An 18,336-nucleotide genomic window follows, 5' to 3' on the forward strand; every position below is an offset into this window, starting at 1 on the left:
GCACGTTCGGGCCATCTAGCGGCCCGAACGTGCTTTTCGCGCCAACAGAAACAGCAACGGGAACGGGAACGGGAACGGACGGGGCTCTTGGCTACCTGCTTCGCCGGCCGATCGGCGGGGTCCAGTCCAGCCGGGTGGCGGGTTGTTCCAGACGCCCGGCAGCTGGGGCCGACGCCGAGAACCCACAACACTGAGTTCACCCCCACCAGACTTCATTCCATCCGTCCAAAGAGGAGTACTTCTCATGTTCAGTCGAATGCTGAGCGCCTTCGGCATCGGTGGCCCGTCCGTCGACACCGTGCTGGACTCGCCGCACGCCGTGCCCGGCCAGCCGATCACCGGCCAGGTCCGCGTTCAGGGCGGCAGCTCGGACGCCGAGATCGGCCAGGTCGTGCTGTCCCTCGTCACCCGGGTCGAGGCCGGGCGCGGCGGCTTCAGCGGTTTCGGCAGTCTCGGCGGCGATGACGAGCACGGCGGCGCCGACGCGGAGTTCTTCCGGATGGTCGTGCAGCAGGGGCTGCGGGTACCGGCGGGGCAGACGGTGTCGATCCCGTTCCAGCTGCCCGTGCCGTGGGAGACGCCGATCACCGCGGTCGGCGGTGCCGCCCTGCCGGGGTTGAGCGTGGGTGTGCGCACCGAGCTGATCGTCTCGGGCGCACCCGACAAGGGCGACCTCGACCCCGTGCTGGTCGCTCCGCTGCCCTCGCAGAACAAGGTGCTGGACGCGTTCGGGCAGCTCGGGTTCTCGTTCCGCGGCGCCGACGTCGAGGCCGGGCGCCTGCCCGGTGTGCCGCAGGAGTTCGGCTTCTACCAGGAGCTCGAGTTCTTCCCGCCGGCCCAGTTCGCGGGCAGCGTGAACCAGGTCGAGCTGACCTTCATGGCCAACGCGAACGAGCTGCACGTGATCCTGGAGGCCGACCGGGGCCGCGGCGGGTTCTCGTCCGGTGGTGACACCGCCGGTCACCTCCGGCTGTCCCACCAGGAGGCGCAGATCACCGACTGGGCCGCCGCCATCAGCGGCTGGCTGACGCAGCTCGCCGAGCGCAGCCGGCCGAACCCCGCGTTCGGCGGGGCCGGCCACAACCCGGCGTTCGGCGGCCACAACGGCCACAACCCCGCCTTCGGCGCTCAGCCCGGGTACGGCGGTCAGCCGGGATATGGCGGTCAGCCCGGTTACGGTCGCGGCTACGACCACGACCAGCACGACCAGCACGGTCAGCGGCGTGGGGCGGGCATGGGCGGCATGCTCGCCGCCGGTGCGGCCGGTGCCGCCGGTGGTGTGCTCGGCGGCATGGCGATCAGCAGCATGGCCGACGAGTTCTTCGGCGACGACGAGGGATGACCCGACCGCACGACGAGACCAGCGTGACAGGCGCCCCCTCCCCCGGACGCCTGTCACGCGCCTCTCGCTGAGGAAGCACACCACCTCCAACCGTGAGATAAATGTCCACTGAGGACCTTCCCGCCGGAGTGAACCCGAGAACCTGCCGAGGAACGGATGCTGAGCCCACTGGACCTGTCGCTGATCAACGGGCCGATCCCCCTCACCGCGACCACCGCCGGAGTTCTCGCGCTGGTCGCTCTGGCGATCCGGAAGAACCGGACGTGGTGGACCCGGACCGTGCCGGCCCTCGTGCTGGCGTGCGCGGCGACAACGACCGGGCTGAAGCTCCTCGTCGACCACGTGTGGAAGCCGTGGCCCGAGCCGCTTCCCGTGATCCTGACGCTGTGGGTGGGCGCGGCACTGCTCGCGGTGTGCCTGGCGGTCGCGCGACTGCGGGCCGGGCGGTGGTACTGGCGGCTGCTGAGCGTCGTGCTGGCGCTGGTCGTGATGACGAGCGCGTTCACGGCGTCGAACGCGCACTTCGGGTTCTACCCCACCTCACGCGCGGTGCTCGAGCTGTTCACGAACAACCGGGTGGATCTCGACGAGGCCGCCAAGCCGGCGTCGAGCGTGCTCGAGGTGCCCGCGGGCGGCAAGCTCGCCGACGTCTGGCAGAAGCCCGCAGACCTGCCGAAGAAGGGCACGGTCTCGGAGGCGTCGATACCCGGTGCGTTCAAGGCGCGTCCGGCGTGGATCTACCTGCCGCCCGCGTACGCCGCCACGCCCCGCCCGCGGTTGCCCGTGGTGGTGTTGCTGCCGGGCCAGCCCGGTTCGCCGCGTGACTGGTTCGACGCGGGCCGGCTCACCGAGCGCCTGGACGCGTTCGCGCGTGAGCACGACGGGCTGGCACCGATCGTCGTGGTGGCCGACCAGCTCGGCGCGCGGATGGCGAACCCGCTGTGCCTGGACTCGAAGCTGGGGCAGTCGGAGACGTACCTGGCCCGTGAGGTGCCCGAGTGGATCAAGCGGCGGCTGACGGTCGACGAGCGCCGCGAGGCCTGGACCATCGCCGGTTTGTCCCAGGGCGGCACGTGTGCGGTGCAGCTCGCGGTACGCGCGCCGGACGTGTACGGGAACTTCATCAACCTCACCGGGCAGCGCGAGCCGACGCTGGGCTCCCGTGCCGAGACGGTCAAGGCCGCGTTCGGTGGGGACGAAGCCGCGTTCACCCGTGTCAACCCGATGGACATCCTTGCGCGCGAACGATTTCCGAGGACGGCGGGCGTGATCGTCGCGGGACGGGACGACGCGCTCTACCGCCAGGCGGACGCCGAGGTCTTCGAGGCCTGCCGCAGGGCCGGCGTGGACGTGCTGTGGAAAGAACTTCCGGGCGGGCACGACTGGAACGTGTGGCGGCCCGGCCTCTACGACTCCTTGCCGTGGCTCGCCGCGCGGACGGGGCTGAGCAGGTGACCGCAGCGACCCACGGGAAACGAGAGACATGAGCACACAACTGGACCGGATCACGAGCCTGGCCGGCAGGCTGTTCCGGACCGCTCCCCTGACGTGTGTCTACCTCATCGCGTTCTGGACCGTCGGCGCGCTGACCGGCGCGCTGGGCAGCCAGAACGACGACCTGCTCGCGCGGATCGGCTTCGGCCCGGACAGTCCGTTGTGGACGTCGCTCTCCTCTGCGCTGTGGGCCATGGATCTCACCGGTTACGTGGCGACCACCGTGCTGCTGCTCGTCTTCGGCACCCTGGCCGAACGCGAGCTCGGTGCTCTGCGCACCGCGGCGATCTTCCTCGCCTCCCACGTGCTCGGGGTCTTCCTGGGCCAGGGCGTGGTGCTGCTCGGCAGCGACCTCGGCTGGTCCTGGCTGAACTCGCTCACGGTCTCGGTCGCCGCCGGGCCGTCGATCGGCGGGGTGGGACTCGCGCTGGCGCTGACGTTCCGGATGCCGGTGTTGTGGCGGCGGCGCGTCCGGCTCATGACCGCCCTGTCACTGGTCGTGCTCGTGTTGTACTCGGGATGGCTGGAGGACCTGCTGCGGCTGACCGGTGGCGTGGCAGGACTGCTGATCGGCCTGCTCTTCCTCCGCCGGGACGTCGCCCGCACGCCGGAAACCCTGGCGGAGAAGCGGGTTCTCGTCGCGCTCCTGGTGGCGGCCTCGGCGCTCGGACCGGTGGTGGCGATGATGTCGCCGTCCCCGAACGGACCGCTGTCGTGGTTTTCCGACGTGGTGGCCGTCGCCCAGCCGGCGCGGGAGGACGTGGACATCGCCTGCGCGTCCGAGGCGGCCGAGCAGTGCCGCGCGATGCTGATCCAGTTGTCCTACGGGCGGTTTCCGGCGTTGGTGATGTCGCTGCTGCCGGCGTTGCTGCTGCTGGTGCTCGCCGAAGGGCTGCGGCGCGGGCGGCGGTTCGCCTGGTGGTCGGCGCTGGGCGTCACCGTGGCGTACGCGGCGGTCACCGGGTGGTACGTCGCGGAAGCCGCCCGGTTTCCGGACAGCGGTGAGCTGGAAGTCGGTTTCTCCTACGGCGTGCCGATCCTGGCGCCGCTCGCCATCACCCTCGTGCTGCTGTTGACCCGCAAGTACTTCACCTTGCGGCTCCCCCGGCACGCGATTCGGAAGTTCTGGCGGTTCACGCTGGGCAGCGTCGGCCTGCTGTCCGCGCTGTACGTGTTCGGCGGCTGTCTGGTGCGCGACCAGTTCACACCGCAGCCCGGTTTTCTCCAGCTGCTCGCCGATCTGCCGACGCGGTTCCTGCCGCCGGGCTATCTCGGACTGGTGCCGCTGCACTTCCAGGCGCACGGGTTCGTCGGCACGCTGTTGTTCGAGTACACCGGCGTGGTGTTCTGGCTGATCGTGCTGGCGGGTTTGCTGATGGCGTCGTGGCGCGCGTGGCCGTCGTCGTCGGAGGAAGAAGCGGCCCGCGCCCGTGAACTGGTGCGGCGGCACGGAGGTTCGTCGTTGTCGTACATGACGACGTGGCGCGGCAACCAGTACTGGTTCACCCCGGACGGCGAGACGGTGATCGCGTACCGGGTGGTGGCCACGATCGCACTGACCGTCGGTGACCCGATCGGACCCGGGCGGATCGACGCCGTGCGCGGGTTCGCCGAGTTCTGCCAGGAGAACGGCTGGACGCCGTGCCTGTACAGCATCAGCGCCGAGACTCGGGACGAGGTCGCCCCGCTCGGCTGGCCTGCGGTGCAGGTCGCCGAGGACACCGTGATCGACCTCGACACGCTGGCGTTCACCGGCAAGAAGTGGCAGGACGTGCGAACAGCGCTGAACAAGGCCGGGAAGGAAGGCATCACCGCCGAGTGGTGCACGTACGCCGACGCGCCGTTCGCGATCAGCGATCAGATCCGGTCGATCTCCGCGGAATGGGTGGCGGACAAGGGATTGCCCGAGATGGGCTTCACGCTCGGCGGGCTCGAGGAGCTCACCGGCGACGGCGTGCGGTGCCTGCTCGCGATCGACGCCGACCGCACCGTGCACGGCATCACGAGCTGGCTGCCGGTGTACGCCGACGGCGAGGTCGTCGGCTACACGCTCGACTTCATGCGTCGCCGTGCCAACGGTTTCCGCGGCACGATGGAGTTCCTGATCGCCTCGGCCGCGCTGGAGCTGAAGAACGAGGGAGTCCGGTTCCTGAGCCTGTCCGGCGCACCGCTCGCCCGGCTGGACCGGGGTGAACGTCCCCGCCTGCTGCAGCGGGTGCTGGACGTCACCGGGCACGTGATGGAACCGGTCTACGGGTTCCGCTCCCTGTTCGCGTTCAAGGCGAAGTTCCAGCCGGCCTACCGACCGATGTACATGGCCTACCCGGACGCGGCCGCGCTGCCCCGCATCGCGAACGCCGTCAGCCGTGCCTACCTGCCCCACGTCACCCCGCGACAGGGCTTCCGCCTCGCCGCGAGGATGATCGACCGCTCTTGACCGGCCCCGCTGTGGCCTGCTCACGTGACCGGCCACAGTGGACCGAGCAGGTCGGTCCAAAAGATCCGGCCGGGTGGCGGGGTCAGCACCCCGACCTGACGGATGGTCCCGCCACCCACCGCACCGCCAGAGTTGTTGCATGACACAGATGCCACCACCGCAGGACACCTCAGCTGCGCCGGAGACATCGCCGACCCGGACACCGACCGAACCAGCCCGGTCGACGGAGCCCACAGCATCGATGGGGCGTCTGGTCGGGGTGGACCTGGCCCGCGCGCTGGCCGTGTTCGGCATGTACGTCGTGCACCTCGGCCCGTCGACGACCAACGCGAGCGGCATCGGCGCCTGGGTGCGCCACCTGACGGAGGGCCGGTCGTCGGCGCTGTTCGCCACCCTCGCCGGGTTCTCCCTCATGTTGATCGCCGGCCGCCTCGAGCCGAAGACCGGTGTGGCCGGACGGCAGGCGAAGGCCCGGATCGCGATCAGGGCCGCGGTCCTGCTCGTCCTGGGCACCGTGATGATCAATTTCTACGGCGACGTGGTGATCCTCGCCTCCTACGGGCTCTTCTTCCTGCTGGCTCTGCCACTGGTGCGACTGAGCGCCAAGACGCTGGCGATCATCGCGGCCGGGGTCGCCGTCTTCGGGCCGCTGCTGGCCTTCGGCCTCAAGGTCCTGATCACCGAGCCCGCCAGGGCTGCCGCGAAGGCCTACGACCCGCTCGCCCAGCTCGGCGGCGCAGGACTGCTGGACCTCACGCTCACCGGCTTCTACCCCGCGATCCCCTGGATGGCGTTCATCATCGCCGGCATGGCGCTGGGCAGGCTCGACGTGACCTCCAGCACCGTGCGCAAGCGGCTGGCCGTGTTCGGACCCGCCCTCGCCGTGTTCGCCTACGGCACCTCCTGGCTGCTGGCCCAGCTGATCGACGGCGTCCGCGAAGCCGCGGAGATGCAGGGCGCCAGGGGCCCCGGCTCGGGCTCCGGCATGGGAATGGGCAAGGGACCGAAGGATCTCGGTGCCATGGGTGACATGAGTGCCGTGGGCTCCATGCCGCCCAACACCACCGGATCGGGCTGGTCGCTGCTGACCTCGGGCCCGCACAGCGGAATGCCGTTCGACGTCATCGGCTGCATCGGCGTCGCGATCACCGTGATCGTGCTCGCGATGATGGCCATCGACCGCCTGCCGCTGCTGCAGCGCCTGGCCGCACCGATCATCGCCGTGGGCACCATGTCCCTGACCGCCTACGTCGGCCACTTCGTGCTGTCGTCGCAGATGTCCGGGGCCTCCGGTGGCTCCGGAGACTCTCTGACCGGCATGACCGCGGGGGCGGAGTCGCAGGCGTCCTGGACGCCGGTGCTCATGTTCGTCTTCGGCTCCATGGCGTTCGCCTTCATCTGGTCCCGCTTCTTCAAGAAGGGACCACTGGAGTACCTGCTCAACCTCGCCACCAAGCCGGCGAAGTACATCCGCTGAAACCCGGCCGACCGGTTGGTCACGACCTGCCGGTCGGCCGGGCCCGACCCGCCAGTACCCGGATGGCGCTGCCGCACCGGTCTCGGCGAGACTGCACGCGTGCAGGATCCACAAAGGAGAGTGACATGATCCGGGTGGTCGTCGTGGACGACGAAGAGCTCGTGCGGACCGGTTTCCGCCTCATCCTCCAGGCGGCTGGAGACATCGAGGTCGTGGCGACGCCCACGGGAGCGCAGGCGGTGCGCGAGATCAGTCTGCTCAAGCCCGACCTCGTGCTGCTGGACATCCGGATGCCGGACGTGGACGGCCTGACGATCCTGCGTCAGCTGCAGGGTCTCAAGCCGCCGCCGGTCGTGGCGATGCTGACGACGTTCGACTCGGACGAGTACATCGCCATGGCGCTGCGATCGGGTGCGGCCGGGTTCATCCTCAAGGACACCGGACCCGAGCAGCTCGCGCAGATGGTGCGCACACTCGTGAGCGGCGGTGTGGTGCTCTCCCCCAAGGTCACCCGCACGGTCGTCGACGGCTACCTCGGTACCGGCGCGGGCTCGGCGGCCACCGAGCAGGTCGAGCTGCTGACCGAACGCGAACGGGCGGTGCTCGTGCTGATCGCCGAGGGGTTGTCCAACACCGACATCGGTGCCCGGATCCACGTCAGCGTCGGCACCGTGAAGGACCACGTCAGCGCCATCCTCACCAAGCTCCGCGTGGGCAGCAGGGTGCAGGCGGCCCTCGTCGCGCAGCGGGCCGGACTGCTCGACGACAGCGGGGAGTCGCGGTGAGCTCCCGCCGGTTCGTCGACGCCGCGGTGCTCGCGGTCGCCGTGGCCGAGGGCGTGCTGACCACGATCGCCGAGGGCACCCCGTACGGGATCGTCACGACGGCGATCGCCGTGCTCGCCCTCCTGGTGCGCGAGCGCTGGCCGCTGGCAGTCCTCCTGGCGACCATGCCGGCGGTGCTGTTCCCCGGCACGATAGTTCCGGCGATCGTCGCGCTCTACGTGGTCTCCAGCCGCTGGCGCGACCCGTGGCTGCTCGCGGGGTGCGGGTTCCTCGCGACGGCCGGTTTCGTCTTCCCGATGTCGGAGTTCGCGCCGTCGATCTGGGACTTCCACACGCTGCTCGGCGTCATCTACGCCGCCATGACCGCGATCGCACCGATCCTCCTGGGACAGTTCCTGCTGTCCCGGCGCGAGCTGGCCCTGCGGCTGGAAGAGGTCAAGGAAGCACGGGAGCACGAGCGCAGGCTCGACGCGGAGGCGATCCTGGCCCGCGAACGCAACCAGCTCGCCCGCGAGATGCACGACGTCGTCTCCCACCAGGTGAGCCTGATCGCGGTGCAGGCGACCGCGCTCATGGTCAGCACCCAGGACCCGGACGCCAAGCAGGCCGCCGGGAACGTGCGCCAGCTGTCGGTGAACACGCTCGACGAGCTGCGCCACATGGTGAACCTGCTGCGCGCCTCCGGGACACCGGCGACCGAGCTCACCCCGCAGCCCACGCTGACCGATCTCGAACGCCTCATCGGCAACAGCGCGATCGACGCACGGCTGGTCGGCGCCGCACCCGAGGGGCTCGAACCACCCGTGCAGCGGGCCATCTACCGCACGATCCAGGAAGCGCTCACCAACGTGCGCAAGCACGCCCCCGGCGCCAGCGCCACCATCGAGATCAGCCACGACGACACCGATCTCACCGTCACCGTCACCAACACCCGGCCGACCCGGCCGAACCTCGCACTGCCCAGCGCGCAGCACGGGCTCGTCGGACTGCAGGAACGCGCCACGCTGCTGGGCGGGAAACTCCACACCGGACCCATGCCCGACGGTGGCTTCCAGCTGCGGCTGCGGCTGCCGCTCACGGCAGTCGGCACCGCGCACGTCTAACGCGCGTGAACCGGGTCGATGGGGGTGATGACGCCGGCACGGTCCTCGACGGCTTGCGCGGCGTCCAGGATCCAGCTCTCCCGGAAACGACCGCCGATGATCTGCACTGAGCCCGGCAGTCCTCCGGCGACTCCGGTCGGCACGGTCGCCGCGGGCAGGCCCAGGCAGGGCACGAAGGTCATGGGCCATTGCGCCCAGAGGAGCTCACTCGCTCGTTCGAGCGAAGCGAAGTCCGCGCCGTGTTCGGGCGCACGGGCCGCGGAGAAGGGTGTCAGGAGCAGCGGGATGTCGGCGAAGTGGCTCTCCATCACCGACAGGATCTCGTTGCGCCGGGTGTGGCCGCGCAGGAAGGTCTCCAAGGTCGCATTCGGTCCCCAGGCGGCGTCCTCGACGGCGAAGTTGTACTCCATGGCCTGACGGAGATCCGCGCCGCCGAGCGCCACCATCTCGGCCGCACCGAGGCGAAGTTCTTCGAACAGAAGAAGAAGCCAGAGCCGATGCGCCTCGAGGATTTCCGGGATGTTCACCTCGACCGTCCGGTAACCCGCCTCCGCCAGCCACCCTGCCGCAACGTCCACCGCGCGCAGGTTCTCCTGGCAGGTTTCGACACCGGGCACCTCGCGCACCACTCCGACCTTGGTCCCCGGAGGCAGCGCCGGTTCGTCCCGGTAGCCGATAGGCAGCGATGCCGGGTCGCGCGGGTCGTGCACGGACATCGCTCGCAGAGCGATCCTCAGGTCCTTGACGTGCCTTGCGATCGGGCCTTCCACCGCCATGACGGTCTCTGCGATGGACGGGGCGTGGCTCACGAGCGACGGCGCGCTCCACTTCGGGACACGTCCTGCGGTGGGGCGGATTCCGGTGACCCCGCAGACCGCCGCGGGGTAGCGGATCGAGCCACCGATGTCGTTCGCGTGAGCGATCGGAACGATCCCGGCGGCGACTGCCGCGGCGGCGCCACCACTCGAGCCTCCTGGCGTGTGCTCCGCGGTCCACGGGTTCAGGGTCCGCCCGAACAGTTCGTTCTCCGAGAACCAGCGCAGGCCCCAGGCCGGCAGGTTGCTGCGCCCGACGAACACCACCCCGCTCGAACGCAGAGCGGCCACCAGGGACGCGTCCTCCTCGGCCACGTTGCCGGCGCCCTCGACGATCCCGCAGGTGTTCGCGTGACCGGCCTGGTCGGTGTTGTCCTTGATGGAGACGGGGACACCGTGCAGAGGTGCGGTGCGGTCCGCCTGCGGGCGGGTGTCGAGCTCGTGTGCCGTGGCCAGCGCTTCCTCCGCCGACACGCTGATCAGGGCGTTGATCCGGCCGTTCACGTCGTCGCAGCGTTGCAGGTGCGCTGTCGCCACTTCGGTCGCGCTGACGTCGCCGCGCCACATCGCATCGCGAAGCGCCGTCGCCGACCACCGCCAGAGGTCGCTCGGCGTCTCGTCCTGGTTGCGACTCGTCACTGGTCATCTCCTTGTGCGTCTTCGTTGTCACGCGCGAGCAGTGCGATCGTCTTCGGCCGGACTCTCCGCAACACGAGACCACCGGCCAGACCGAGGACGAGCACCGCGGGAACCACTGCCACGAGGGCGTCGTTGATCTCCTTCGGTGCGCCGGTGAGCACGTCGAGGTGCCGGACCACGACGTAGACGACCCAGGACATCAGGACGGCGGCGATCACCGAGCTGGCGATGAAGAAGGTGCGTCGCGCGATTGTCCGGCGCCGCAGGAAGAACGCGACCGCCGCCGCAGCCGCGAGCCCCTGCAACACGATGATGCCGATGACACCCGGTGTGTTCACCTTGATCAGCAGGTCCTTGAACGGATCGAGGCCCGCCAGCGCGAAGACGATCACGACAGTCAGGGCGAGCACGCTCTGCACCGCGCCCGCGAACGCCGGACTCCCGGCTCGGTTGGTGCGCGCGAAAATCGTTGGCAGCGCACCACTTTCCGCCATGCCGAAGACGTAGCGGTTGATGGCGTTGTGGAACGCGAGCTGTGCCGCGTACACGCTGGTGACGATGAGGACGTACATCGCGTGCTCGGCCCACGGGCCGACGTACTCGCGAATGGTCACGAAGAACAGCGCCGAGCCCGCCTTTCCCGCAGCGGCCTGGACTTCGGCCTGCCCGAGTGCCTGCACCACGGTCCAGGAGATGAAGCAGTAGAAGAGAGCCATGAACGCGACCGCGATGTACGTCGCTCGCGGGATCGTGCGCGCGGGATCACGTGCCTCCGCGCGGTACAACGCCGTCGACTCGAAACCCATGAACGCCGCGAAGCAGATCCCGAGGACTGCCAGCACGCCGCCCTGGAGGACGTTGCCCGGATCGAACGAAGCGACACCGAGGCCCTGAGCGCCGCCCCTGACGACGACGGCGATCGCCATGACCGCCAGGATCGCGGTTTCCAGGCTGATCAGCACGACGAGCACCTTCGTGCCGACGTCGATCCCCAGTGCTCCCAGCACGAACACGGCCACGACCGCGATCGCCGCGATCGCCCACCACGGAACACTCACGCCGAAGATGTTGTCGAGCGCCGCACTGGCCTGGGTCCCCAGAAGGCCGTAGGTCCCGATCTGGAGCAGGTTGTAGGACACGATCGCGAGCACGGCGGCGGCGAACCCCGCGGTTCCACCGAAAGCGTGTCCGATGTAGACGAAGAAGCCGCCCGTCCGCTTGATCTGTGCCGCCATCGCGGTGAACCCGATCGCGAAGACGATCAGGACTACGCCGGCCAGCAGGTAGGCGCCCGGCACGCCGACTCCCCCGATGGCCAGCGCGATGGGGGCGACGCCGGCCATGACCGTCAGCGGCGCGGCCGCGGAGACGACGGTGGCTGTCACGCCGACGGTGCCGATGGCGTTCGCCCGCAGGGTCGCGGAGCCCGGCGTCGACGGTGATGGATCCGAACTCGACGAGGTGGAGAGGTGTGCAGACATGGCGACCTCGATGCGGTGACCGGATGTAGTTCGTCGAGGATCGCTATGCGCTGGGTCACAGTCAAGAGCTTTGTACGAAACTCGACGGACGGGCGATGCCGCGTAAACCTTGCGGAACAGCCCTTGTCTCGTGCAGGATTCGTACGGACGTACGGGAATGCGCGACAGGTAGGCAGGTGTCATGGGACCAGGTAGCCGGCCGGTGGCCGTCGTCACCGGCGCGGGCAGCGAGGACGGGATCGGGTTCGCCTGTGCTCGTCTGCTGGCCGAGGACCACGCGGTGGTGATCGCATCGACCACAGATCGCATCCACGAGCGCGTTCGGCAGCTGGGCGGCGAGCAGGCGGGCGTCGTGGGCTTCGTCGGCGATCTGACCGTCTCCGCGACCGCCGACGCCCTGATCGCCCTCACCCTCCAGACCTTCGGGAGGATCGACGTCCTGGTGAACAACGCCGGACTGGCGGCGGTCTCCGGTGCCGAGGAAGCAGCGCCGGCCGTGGCCACCACGGACGAGGACTGGCGTGCGGCCATCTCACGGAATCTGGACACGACCTTCTTCGTCACGCGGACCGCCCTTCCTCTCCTCACGGACGGCGTGGGGCGGATCGTCAACATGGCGTCGGTGTCGGGACCTCTGATGGCCTATGCGAACGACGCCGCGTACCACTCGGCGAAGGCCGCCGTCATCGGACTGACCAGGTCCACAGCCATCGACGTCGCGTCCCGGGGCATCACCTGCAACGCGGTGGCTCCGGGTTGGATCGCGACAGCCGCGTCGACGTCCCACGAGGTGTTGATGGGCAAGGCGACGCCGATGGGTCGCCCTGGCACACCGGAGGAGGTCGCCGCGGTCGTCCGGTTCCTCGCCTTGCCCTCCGCGTCCTATCTGACGGGCCAGATGATCGTGGTCGACGGCGCGAACTCGATCGCGGAGGAACGCGGCGTGCGCTGACAGATCCGCGGAATTCCGCACAGCCCGGCTGTTTGCGCCCAAGATCGCGGTAAGGGAAAGTCCACCAGCATGACGGGTACCGAAGATCTCCCCGATGACGTCAAGGGCATGCCTCCGAGCCGCAAGGGAGCCAAGCGCAAGACCGAGATCATCGATGCGGCGCTTCGCATCATCGGCAGAGACGGCATCCTGGCCGTGTCGATGAGAGCGGTGGCGGTCGAGGCAGCGGTACCGCTGGGAACCGTGACCTACTACTTCAGCAACAAGGAAGAGCTGATCGAAGCAGGCTTCCAGCGACACACGCAACGCGAGACCACGCGCATCGTCACCGCGATCGCACGCCTGGGCACGCTCACGCGGGCCGACGCTGCTCGCGGGCTCGCCGACTTCGTCATCGAGGGCCTGACCGAATACCGCGAACAACTGATCACCGAGTACCAGTTCCTGAACGCGTCGGTGCGGCGTGAGAATCTGCAGCGAGCGTCGACCGCGTGGTTGCAGACGCTGGCAGCTCACCTCGAGGAAAGACTCACCGCGTTTTCCTCGTCGATCCCGAAAACCGACGCGAAACTGATCCTCTCCGTGATCTCGGGCCTCGAGGTGGACAACCTGATCGCTCCGCTGGGGCCTGCGGACGAACGAGCCATTCGCGCGGTGATGGAAAGACTTTTCCAAGGCTTGGGGCAACTCTGGGCCCAGAACGTGGACTAGCCGACTCGGATTCGAGGTACTGATGGAGAAGATCCTGCAGGCGAGCCGGCCGCGGTTGTCGCCGAGCGACGCCGCCTCGCTGCTCGGCGAGCTGTTCGGGGTCGCCGCGGATGACGCGCGGGATCTCGGCAGCGAGCGGGACCAGGCGTTCCTCGTGCTGTCCGCCGGGAGTCCGGTGAGCGTGCTCAAGGTGTCGAATCCCGCGGAGGATCCCGAAGTCCTCGACATGGAGGCCGCCGCGGCGCGGCACGTGCACCGGATGGACCCAGAGCTCGGAGTGGCGCTGCCGTGGGCGGTTCCGGGAGCGCCAGACACCTGCCGTGCCGCGTGGAGCGATGGCGAGAACGTGTGCTGGGTGCGCGCGTACGACGTCCTTCCCGGCACGGGACGGGTGAGCGCGACGACACTCGACGACCGCGCGTTGCGCGCCTGGGGCAGCACGTCGGCCCGGCTGGGCCGGGCCCTGCGCGGGTTCACCCACCCGAAGGCGCACCGCACCATGCTCTGGGACGTCCAGCACACCGCCCGCACGCGGGAGCTGCTCGTGCACGTCCCGGACCGCGACCGGCGGGCCACCGTGGAACGGGTCATCGACCGGTTCGAGGAAGTCGTCGCCCCGGCGTGGCCCCGACTGCGCGCTCAGGTCGTGCACTGCGACTTCACCGTGGACAACGCGCTGACCGCCGCTGACGGCACGGTCACCGGAATCGTGGACTTCGGCGACATGAGCCACGCCACGCTGCTCACCGACCTGGCGTCGCTGCTGGAGTCGCTGGTGTGCGGGCGGACCGGCGAGGAGATGTTCCGCGCCGCCAGGCTCGTGCTGGACGGCTACGAGCAGGTGACCCCGCTGGAGCCGGAGGAGGCCGACCTGATCGCGGAGGTCTGGGCGGCCAGGGCGGCGCTGAACATCGTGATCAGCGAGTGGCGGGTGGCGCAGGGGCTGGAGGACCCGGTCTTCGCGAGGCGCTACAACGACCCGGCCGCAGCGACGATCGCCAGCCTGGAAGAGGTCGGCTGGAACGAGGCCCGCCGCCGGCTGGGAGGCCGCCGGATCGAGGCTCCCACCGCCGGGTTGGCGCGGCGGCGTGACGCCGTCTTCGGCCCGGCCGCCGAGCCGCTGTCGTACCGCGAGCCGTTGCACGTCGCGTCGGCGGAGGGCGTGTGGATCACCGACGTCGCCGGCCGGCGGTATCTGGACTGCTACAACAACGTGCCGTGCGTGGGGCACGCCCATCCACGGGTCACGGCCGCGATCTCCCGGCAGGCGCGCCGGATCAACACCCACACCCGTTACCTGTCCGAGCCCGCCGTCGAACTGGCCGAGCGGCTGGTCGCGTCGTGCCCGCCCGGCCTGGACACCGTGCTGCTGGTGAACTCGGGGTCGGAGGCCAACGACCTCGCCTGGCGTCTCGCTCGCGCCGCGACCGGCCGTGACGGGGCGCTGTGCACCGACTTCGCGTACCACGGTCTCACCGAGGCCGTGGCCGCCGTCTCCCCCGAGGTGTGGCTCGACGGGCGCGGCCCGGACCACGTGGAGACCTGGACGCCGCCCGACCCGTACCGCGGCACGGCGCTGGGCGAGGAGTCGTTCGAGGCGGCGCTGGAACGGCTGATGGCACGAGGTCACGAGCCGGCAGCCGTCTACCTGGACGCTCTTCTCACCAGCGACGGCGTGGCCGACCTCGCCCCGGAGCACGTCCGCGCGCTGCACCGCCGGGCGAAGGCGGCCGGTGCGCTGTGGATCGCCGACGAGGTGCAGTCCGGTCACGGGCGCACCGGGGAGACGCTGTGGGGGTTCTCCCGCTTCGGGATCGAACCGGACTTCGTCACGCTCGGCAAACCGATGGGCAACGGGCACCCGGTCGCGGCCGTGATCACCCGCAGCGACATCGTGCGGGCCACCGTCGGCCAGTCCCTCATCTTCAGCACCTTCGGCGGCAACCCGGTCTCCGCCGCCGCAGCCCTCGCGGTGCTCGACGTCATCGACGACGAACGCGTCCTCGACCGGGTCCGCCACACCGGCGAAACGCTGCGCACGGCCCTGCGGGAACTGGCAGGCCGTCACCCGGCGATCGGCGACGTCCGGGGCGTCGGGCTCGCGGTCGGCGTCGAGATCGTCCACCCCGGCGGCACCCAGCCGGACCGCGCGACGGCGGTCAACGTCCGCGACGGCCTGCGCGGCCGCGGCGTGCTCGTCGGAACGACCGGGCGGGCCGGCAACGTGCTGAAGGTCCGGCCACCACTCGCCTTCACCGACCGGGAAGTTCCGGTGTTCATCGACGCGCTCGACGCCGCTCTCGCCGACCAGCCCGATCGGTAGGGACCGTCGCTCACGTCCCGGCTGTCAGCACGTCGGCAGCCTTCTCCAAGACGGCGACGATCTCGTCGACACGCAGCCGTACCGCCCCTTCGCGGTCGCCGACGCCGTCGATCCGCGAGAGCAGCGGACCTGTGATGGGGCGCCGCTCCGCCCGCTCCGGCTCGCGCCCGTGTTCGGCGATCAGAGCGCCGACGTCGGCGCCTTCGTGCCACACCAGGTACGGATCCCCGAACACCTCGCCCCGGAAATCACCCCACGCATCACCCACCGCGTGAGGCTATGTAGGCGACCTCGTCTTCTTCGTCCAGGTAACAGAACTGGCCGATCTTCGCGACGGCCCACTCACCAGGCGAGCCCTCGGGATCGACGACGACGGCGAGGACCACCCTGTCCGGCTCGTTCGGATCGAGCCCGTCACGCAGCACAACCTCGGGCATGGGCGGGGAATCTACCGCTCGGCCCGGCAGGCCGGAGGACCACCCGGATCGGATCCGATGGTGCCGTTCGACGTCTTGAAGGGCACGTCGTGCGGGTCAACGCCGGGCGAACTGCGCCTTGCCGGGTTGGTCGACGCGGTCGCGGATGGAGACACCGGTGTCGACGAGGGCCTGCCCGTAGATGTCCGTGATCCGGATGTCGGACCCGCAGCCGGCACCCGACGCCGAGATGAAGTAGTTGTACTCGTACCTCGGCAGCGTCAGCCAGCCCGACGCGGCCCGGACCTCGAGCTTGGCGACGGGGTTGCGGTGGTTGCGGACCTGGATTCCGCACCACCACTGCGACGACCCCTCCTTGTAGCGGTAGCTCGTCGACACTCCACATAGGACACTGCGAGGGCATCCACAATGGAGTGCCATTGGCCTGGACGTACGGCTGTCACCAGCCGATTCGATCCATTCGACGCCGCCGGCGTCGAGCAGGCGGGCCGCCTTACGCCCGTACGCCGGCCGGCGTCGCGAGCTCCCTCGGCCGGGTGTCGGCCGAGTAGTGGGCGACTGCGATCGCTCCGACGATCGCCAGCACGAACCCGACGGTGGCCGCGTTCACGAAACCGTCGCGGACGTGGTCGTCGAGGTAGACCAGTCCGACGAACGACGAAAGCGTCGTGTTGGTGGTGAACATGATCGCGGTGACCCCGGTCGGACCGCCCTTCTGCAACGCCATCGCGAACAGCACCGCCGCAGCGAGTCCGTTGAGGACCATGGCCCAGACCGCTGGTTCCAGGACGATTCGCCACACGGCGTCCGGCAGTTCGAACGTCCGCGCAGAGATGCCGACGACGCTGTAGGCGACTCCGGCACCGAATGCCAGTGCCACCGTCGCCCAGACGTGGTGGTGGCGCCGGGCGTAGACGGCGATCGCCCCCACCGGAACCACCATGCCCACGAGGATCCAGCGCCACTGCGGTGACAGGGCCTGCGCGGGCCCCGGCTCCGCGGACACGCCCAGCAGGACCAGGCCGACCGCACCGACCACCAGCGCGCCCCATCCCGGTGCGCGGAGGCGGTGGCCCATGAACGCGCTGATCGCGGCGGTCACACCAACGCTGAACGCGAGCATCGACTGGACGAGGAACAACGGCAGCCGGTGCAACGCGGCAGCCGCCAAAGCGAATCCCAGCAGATCCACACCGAGACCGAGGAAGTACAACCACTGCCGACGCAGGGCGATGAGATCGAGAGACCTTCCGCCGTACGCGCCCGCACGCTGGACACCCATGGACTCCAGGATCGATCCACTGCCCGACGCCAGGGTCGCCAGCACGGCGAGGAGGTAACCCAGTGCCATTCGTCCATTGTGTCAGCCGATGTCCGTGGCGCTTTCAACGTCCCCGGTGAGGGCGGCCGATCGGCAGGGGCCACGGCGCGCCGGGGCCGTGCGACCAGCTGCGTCTTGACGGGCGGCCACCCCTGGTCGCAGACCCGGAGCCATCACGACCCCGAGCCCGCGACCAGGGGTTTTCCGCTTACGAGCAACGCTTCCAGGAGAAGTAGTAGTCCGTCTTGGCGTAACCGTCGAGCGAGTCCATCGCCATGAAGCTCGCCTTCTTCGGATCCGACGTGCCTGCGTTGACCCGCAGCTCGGTGTTGATGTTGAGGTTTCTGTTCACGCCACAGGGCGGGTAGATGATCGGCGAGCCCACGTCCGTGGCCCGCCACTCGTCATCCACCGGGCCCTGCCAGCCGTGGCTGCGGTAGCCGGTGTCCGTCATGCCCTGGAAGTAGTAGCTGGACCTCAGGGAACTGGTGGCACCGCGCTCGAGGTGCAGGTAGCCGGCGTAGTCGACCTTGGAGATGCCGTAGACGAAGCCCTCCGGCGCGTTCACCCTGACACTCAGCTGGCAGTTCTTCCGGAAGTCCGTCGGCGCGGCACCGGGACCGACCTTGGCCGCATAGCTGCTGAAGACGACGTGGAACGCGGAGTTGTCCGGTGACACCGACACCGTGGTCGTGCCCCGGGGGCAGCCGCTTCCGTTGATCGTGTCGATGGTGACCGCGCCCGGTGGCGGGACGTCGGCCTGTGGGAGGACGACGGTGGACATCGCCATGGCCGCGGCGACAATCGCGTGGATCATTGGACACCTTCCGGCTCGTTCGCTGGGCAGCGGCGGAGAAGAAGTACCCAACCCGATGACGGCGGCTTGGTGGGTTTCCTGCCGCCTTGCGATTACCTGACGATCGGTCCTCGCCTGCCCTGTTCAGCCGTGTGAACAGGTGCGCCTGGGTCTGTGATGATTCCGAACGCCGCCTCGTGGCCGGCGTCCTGGGTGGTGAAGG

Annotated in this window: 16 protein-coding genes; 9 read left to right on the forward strand and 7 right to left on the reverse strand. The window is 69.4% G+C overall.

Features of this window, described 5'->3' with window-relative positions:
* Nucleotides 1-244: 244 nt before the first annotated feature.
* The 6 genes from ACFOWZ_RS05735 (at nucleotide 245) to ACFOWZ_RS05760 (ending at nucleotide 8,638) form a co-directional block, all read left to right on the forward strand.
* The gene (locus ACFOWZ_RS05735) at nucleotides 245-1,342 is read left to right on the forward strand and encodes a sporulation protein (RefSeq protein WP_382369847.1); all 1,098 of its coding nucleotides are present in this window, start codon (nucleotides 245-247) and stop codon (nucleotides 1,340-1,342) included.
* 156 nt (nucleotides 1,343-1,498) lie between these two features.
* Nucleotides 1,499-2,797, forward strand: coding sequence for an alpha/beta hydrolase (locus tag ACFOWZ_RS05740; protein WP_382369850.1), 1,299 nt, complete (start codon nucleotides 1,499-1,501; stop codon nucleotides 2,795-2,797).
* A 28-nt stretch (nucleotides 2,798-2,825) separates the two neighbouring features.
* Nucleotides 2,826-5,273 (forward strand): phosphatidylglycerol lysyltransferase domain-containing protein, encoded by a 2,448-nt coding sequence (locus tag ACFOWZ_RS05745; RefSeq protein WP_382369853.1) that lies wholly within the window; start codon nucleotides 2,826-2,828, stop codon nucleotides 5,271-5,273.
* A 241-nt stretch (nucleotides 5,274-5,514) separates the two neighbouring features.
* Complete coding sequence (locus ACFOWZ_RS05750) at nucleotides 5,515-6,750, forward strand: heparan-alpha-glucosaminide N-acetyltransferase domain-containing protein (RefSeq protein WP_382369856.1); 1,236 nt, start codon at nucleotides 5,515-5,517, stop codon at nucleotides 6,748-6,750.
* A gap of 125 nt (nucleotides 6,751-6,875) precedes the next feature.
* The gene (locus ACFOWZ_RS05755) at nucleotides 6,876-7,535 is read left to right on the forward strand and encodes a response regulator (RefSeq protein WP_382369859.1); all 660 of its coding nucleotides are present in this window, start codon (nucleotides 6,876-6,878) and stop codon (nucleotides 7,533-7,535) included.
* Nucleotides 7,532-8,638, forward strand: coding sequence for a sensor histidine kinase (locus ACFOWZ_RS05760; RefSeq protein WP_382369862.1), 1,107 nt, complete (start codon nucleotides 7,532-7,534; stop codon nucleotides 8,636-8,638). The genes ACFOWZ_RS05755 and ACFOWZ_RS05760 overlap by 4 nt, the downstream gene beginning before the upstream one ends.
* Here ACFOWZ_RS05760 and ACFOWZ_RS05765 read toward each other — a convergent pair.
* Together ACFOWZ_RS05765 and ACFOWZ_RS05770 are read right to left on the reverse strand one after the other, a co-directional pair.
* The gene (locus ACFOWZ_RS05765; RefSeq protein WP_382369865.1) at nucleotides 8,635-10,092 is read right to left on the reverse strand and encodes an amidase; all 1,458 of its coding nucleotides are present in this window, start codon (nucleotides 10,090-10,092) and stop codon (nucleotides 8,635-8,637) included. The genes ACFOWZ_RS05760 and ACFOWZ_RS05765 overlap by 4 nt on opposite strands.
* A complete protein-coding gene (locus ACFOWZ_RS05770; protein WP_382369868.1) occupies nucleotides 10,089-11,573 on the reverse strand; it encodes an APC family permease in 1,485 nt (494 codons plus the stop codon). The genes ACFOWZ_RS05765 and ACFOWZ_RS05770 overlap by 4 nt, the downstream gene beginning before the upstream one ends.
* 181 nt (nucleotides 11,574-11,754) lie before the next feature.
* Here ACFOWZ_RS05770 and ACFOWZ_RS05775 point away from each other — a divergent pair, with 181 nt between their 5' ends.
* The 3 genes from ACFOWZ_RS05775 to ACFOWZ_RS05785 all read left to right on the forward strand — a co-directional run bounded on the left by ACFOWZ_RS05775 (nucleotide 11,755) and on the right by ACFOWZ_RS05785 (nucleotide 15,559).
* Entirely contained in the window at nucleotides 11,755-12,525 is a 771-nt protein-coding gene (locus ACFOWZ_RS05775) for an SDR family NAD(P)-dependent oxidoreductase (RefSeq protein ID WP_382369871.1), read from the forward strand.
* A gap of 69 nt (nucleotides 12,526-12,594) precedes the next feature.
* Nucleotides 12,595-13,236: a TetR/AcrR family transcriptional regulator gene (locus ACFOWZ_RS05780; protein ID WP_382369874.1), complete on the forward strand. Its 642-nt coding sequence runs from the start codon at nucleotides 12,595-12,597 to the stop codon at nucleotides 13,234-13,236.
* Nucleotides 13,237-13,258: 22 nt separating this feature from the next.
* Entirely contained in the window at nucleotides 13,259-15,559 is a 2,301-nt protein-coding gene (locus tag ACFOWZ_RS05785) for an aminotransferase class III-fold pyridoxal phosphate-dependent enzyme (RefSeq protein ID WP_382369877.1), read from the forward strand.
* A gap of 10 nt (nucleotides 15,560-15,569) precedes the next feature.
* On the opposite strand, the gene ACFOWZ_RS05790 is transcribed toward ACFOWZ_RS05785, so the two are convergent.
* From ACFOWZ_RS05790 to ACFOWZ_RS05810, 5 genes are all read right to left on the reverse strand, one after another.
* The gene (locus tag ACFOWZ_RS05790; RefSeq protein WP_382369880.1) at nucleotides 15,570-15,827 is read right to left on the reverse strand and encodes a hypothetical protein; all 258 of its coding nucleotides are present in this window, start codon (nucleotides 15,825-15,827) and stop codon (nucleotides 15,570-15,572) included.
* Nucleotides 15,820-15,996, reverse strand: a complete 177-nt coding sequence (locus ACFOWZ_RS05795; protein ID WP_382369883.1) for a hypothetical protein — start codon at nucleotides 15,994-15,996, stop codon at nucleotides 15,820-15,822. The genes ACFOWZ_RS05790 and ACFOWZ_RS05795 overlap by 8 nt, the downstream gene beginning before the upstream one ends.
* A 96-nt stretch (nucleotides 15,997-16,092) precedes the next feature.
* Entirely contained in the window at nucleotides 16,093-16,374 is a 282-nt protein-coding gene (locus tag ACFOWZ_RS05800; protein ID WP_382369886.1) for an expansin EXLX1 family cellulose-binding protein, read from the reverse strand.
* A gap of 115 nt (nucleotides 16,375-16,489) precedes the next feature.
* Complete coding sequence (locus tag ACFOWZ_RS05805; RefSeq protein ID WP_382369889.1) at nucleotides 16,490-17,347, reverse strand: hypothetical protein; 858 nt, start codon at nucleotides 17,345-17,347, stop codon at nucleotides 16,490-16,492.
* 178 nt (nucleotides 17,348-17,525) lie between these two features.
* A complete protein-coding gene (locus ACFOWZ_RS05810) occupies nucleotides 17,526-18,134 on the reverse strand; it encodes a DUF4360 domain-containing protein (protein WP_382369891.1) in 609 nt (202 codons plus the stop codon).
* Nucleotides 18,135-18,336: the final 202 nt, after the last annotated feature.

Origin of the sequence: Lentzea rhizosphaerae (assembly GCF_042649515.1) — a bacterium.
Lineage (GTDB): Bacteria > Actinomycetota > Actinomycetes > Mycobacteriales > Pseudonocardiaceae > Lentzea > Lentzea aerocolonigenes.

Bases quoted from the DNA above. Each gene is read 5' to 3' on its own strand.
- ACFOWZ_RS05775 (WP_382369871.1), top strand. From the start codon at position 11,755: ATGGGACCAGGTAGCCGGCCGGTGGCCGTCGTCACCGGCGCGGGCAGC.
- ACFOWZ_RS05755 (WP_382369859.1), top strand. From the start codon at position 6,876: ATGATCCGGGTGGTCGTCGTGGACGACGAAGAGCTCGTGCGGACCGGT.
- ACFOWZ_RS05735 (WP_382369847.1), top strand. From the start codon at position 245: ATGTTCAGTCGAATGCTGAGCGCCTTCGGCATCGGTGGCCCGTCCGTC.
- ACFOWZ_RS05780 (WP_382369874.1), top strand. From the start codon at position 12,595: ATGACGGGTACCGAAGATCTCCCCGATGACGTCAAGGGCATGCCTCCG.
- ACFOWZ_RS05805 (WP_382369889.1), bottom strand. From the start codon at position 17,347: ATGGCACTGGGTTACCTCCTCGCCGTGCTGGCGACCCTGGCGTCGGGC.
- ACFOWZ_RS05740 (WP_382369850.1), top strand. From the start codon at position 1,499: ATGCTGAGCCCACTGGACCTGTCGCTGATCAACGGGCCGATCCCCCTC.
- ACFOWZ_RS05770 (WP_382369868.1), bottom strand. From the start codon at position 11,573: ATGTCTGCACACCTCTCCACCTCGTCGAGTTCGGATCCATCACCGTCG.
- ACFOWZ_RS05745 (WP_382369853.1), top strand. From the start codon at position 2,826: ATGAGCACACAACTGGACCGGATCACGAGCCTGGCCGGCAGGCTGTTC.
- ACFOWZ_RS05795 (WP_382369883.1), bottom strand. From the start codon at position 15,996: ATGCCCGAGGTTGTGCTGCGTGACGGGCTCGATCCGAACGAGCCGGAC.
- ACFOWZ_RS05810 (WP_382369891.1), bottom strand. From the start codon at position 18,134: ATGATCCACGCGATTGTCGCCGCGGCCATGGCGATGTCCACCGTCGTC.
- ACFOWZ_RS05785 (WP_382369877.1), top strand. From the start codon at position 13,259: ATGGAGAAGATCCTGCAGGCGAGCCGGCCGCGGTTGTCGCCGAGCGAC.
- ACFOWZ_RS05750 (WP_382369856.1), top strand. From the start codon at position 5,515: ATGGGGCGTCTGGTCGGGGTGGACCTGGCCCGCGCGCTGGCCGTGTTC.